The following is a 2,604-nucleotide window of genomic DNA, read 5'->3' on the forward strand; positions in this document are numbered from 1 at the left end:
GCCCCTGCGTCTGGCCAACGTGCATTTGTTGTTTGGTGATGGCATGGCGGGTTATGCCAAAGGTGCTCCCTATGCAGGCATTATTGCAGCCGCTGGAGGCGAGGCGGTGCCCCAGGCCTGGGTAGATCAACTCGCTGTTGGTGCGCGCCTGGTATCGCCCGTGGCGGTCGCGGGTGGTCGTCAACAGGCTCTGGTGGTGATCGACAAAACATCGCAGGGATTGCGTCAGACCGTGATGGAGGCAGTTCATTTCGTCCCTCTAAAATCCGGGGTCGCTTGATGGGGAATTTAATGATGCTTTTGAAACGTGTGCCTGTATTGCCTTTGCTGGCTGCACTATTGGCTGTAAGCCTGGCGGCCTGTAGCAGCAGAAGTCTGAATCGTGCACCCGTCGAGGACCGTGCCAGTCGGCCCGTTGTGGTTACCACACCAGCGACGCCTGGCGTTAACCCGGTCACACCGCCAAGCCCGTCAGCACCGGTCGATTTACCTGCTGCATCACAACCGCAAGGCTGGGAAAATGCGGGAAAGCCTGGCTATTACACCGTCAAGTCGGGTGATACCTTGTTGCGTATTGCCCTTGAGAATGGCCAGTCGATGCGGGACATTGCACGCTGGAGCCAGGTGGAAAACCCCAATCGTATCGAGGTGGGCCAAGTGCTGCGTGTGGTGCCACCCGGCAGCAGTGAGGTGCTGGTCAAGCCTGTGACCCGACCCAGCGTGGTTGCCAGTGCTGCCGCTCAGTCAGCCTCGGTCAGTACAGTGGCCGGCACACCGTTGGCGCCTGCCGTGGCCGCAAGTGCAACACCCCCGGCCGCCAAAGCGGCGCCCGACAATGACATCCAGTGGCTCTGGCCAACGAGCGGTCCGGTGCTGGCAGGTTTTGATGAGGTCAAAAACAAGGGTGTGGATCTTGGCGGATCGGCCGGTGACCCGGTGCTGGCGGCGGCGGACGGACGCGTGGTCTATGTCGGAGCGGGTTTACGTGGTTATGGCAATTTGATCATCCTGAAGCACGACAACGTGTTTTTGACCGCGTACGCCCATAATCAGACCTTGCTGGTCAAGGAAGACCAGTCGGTGATCAAAGGACAGAAGATTGCCGAAATGGGCAACAGTGACGCCGACCGGGTCAAACTGCATTTTGAAGTTCGTCGCCAGGGCAAGCCGGTTGATCCGGTCAAGTACCTGCCCGCTCGATAGCCTATACATCTCTTAGAACCCATATGGACAGCCCGGACAGCCGAGACAGTGCGGCAATTCCTGCCGATTGGCTGTGGGTGGAGTCGCTGGACCTGGACGCGCAGGGTGTCGCTCACAAATCGGATGGCAAGGTGGTTTTTATCGAAGGTGCCCTGCCTTTTGAGTATGTCAGCGCCAACATCAACCGGCACAAAAACAACTGGGAACAGGGCACACTTACGGCAGTGCACCGAGCGTCGTCGCAGCGGGTGGCCGCTCAATGCCCTCATTTCGGCTTGCACAATGGTGCCTGTGGTGGCTGCAAGATGCAGCATTTGCACACCAGTGCACAAGTTGCCGTCAAGCAGCGGGCGCTGGAGGATAACCTTTGGCACCTGGGCAAAGTCAAGCCCGGACAAATCCTGCGACCGATCGAAGGGCCCAACTGGGGTTACCGTTTCCGCGCGCGGCTGTCGGTGCGATTTGTTCGCAAGAAAGGTGTTGTGCTGGTCGGTTTTCACGAGCGCAAGAGCCGCTATGTTGCCGATATGCAGGTTTGCCCGATCCTGCCGCCCCATGTTGACGCCATGCTGTTGCCTTTGCGTGACCTCATCGGGTCGATGGATGCGGTTGAAACCTGTCCGCAGATTGAGTTGGCCTGCGGTGACTCGGTGACGGCGCTGGTGCTGCGGCATCTGGAGCCCTTGAGTGTGGGCGACCTGGCGCGCCTGCGGGCATTTGCCGCCGACCAGCCAGGTGTCCAATGGTGGCTGCAGCCCAAGGGTCCGGAAACCGTGCATTTGCTTGACACAGGGGGCGAAGTACTGAGTTACACCTTGCCCGAGTTTGGCATCACCATGCCGTTCAAGCCCACAGATTTCACCCAGGTGAACCCGTACATCAACCGTGTTCTGGTGTCGCGTGCGTTGCGTCTGCTTGCGGTACAGCGTCACGAACGGGTGATCGACTGGTTTTGTGGGCTGGGTAACTTCACCTTGCCGATTGCCACTCAGGCGCGCCAGGTGCTAGGTGTGGAGGGCAGTGAAGCGCTGGTTGCGCGTTCACGCCAAAATTTTAAGGAAAATCAGGCTCTAGCCCAATCAAGTAGGGAGTTGTCAGCTACTGAATTTGTAACTAGGAACCTCTTTGAAATGACGCCTTCCATGCTGGTGGGGGATGGCAGTGCCGACCGGTGGCTGGTCGACCCGCCACGCGAGGGCGCGTTTGCCTTGGTGCGCGCACTGGCTGACTTGCATCAGCAATCACTGGGAACTTATGAGGGCGAGCCAACCATCGGTGCCCCGGATTGGCGTCCACCGCGCCGCATTGTGTATGTCAGTTGTAATCCGTCAACCCTGGCGCGTGATGCCGGTTTGCTGGTGCACCAGGCCGACTATCGCTGCACCGCAGCTGGTGTGGTCA

At 59.2% G+C, this 2,604-nt stretch carries 2 protein-coding genes and 1 pseudogene; all 3 read left to right on the top strand.

The window, feature by feature from the left end:
- Positions 1–280, top strand: a pseudogene (locus tag KBF66_RS19485) (protein-L-isoaspartate O-methyltransferase); the annotation flags it as partial.
- Positions 281–294: 14 nt separating this feature from the next.
- Positions 295–1,203 carry a peptidoglycan DD-metalloendopeptidase family protein gene (locus tag KBF66_RS19490; RefSeq protein ID WP_296661415.1) on the top strand — a complete coding sequence of 303 codons (909 nt, stop codon included), beginning with the start codon at positions 295–297 and terminating at the stop codon, positions 1,201–1,203.
- A gap of 23 nt (positions 1,204–1,226) precedes the next feature.
- Positions 1,227–2,604, top strand: a 1,378-nt coding sequence (gene rlmD, locus KBF66_RS19495) for a 23S rRNA (uracil(1939)-C(5))-methyltransferase RlmD (RefSeq protein WP_296661416.1), incomplete at its 3' end; no start/stop codon positions are given.

This window comes from Rhodoferax sp., assembly GCF_018063565.1.
Taxonomy (GTDB): domain Bacteria; phylum Pseudomonadota; class Gammaproteobacteria; order Burkholderiales; family Burkholderiaceae_C; genus Rhodoferax.

Excerpts from the sequence above, each read along its gene's own strand:
- KBF66_RS19490 (WP_296661415.1), top strand. The coding sequence starts at position 295 with ATGCTTTTGAAACGTGTGCCTGTATTGCCTTTGCTGGCTGCACTATTG.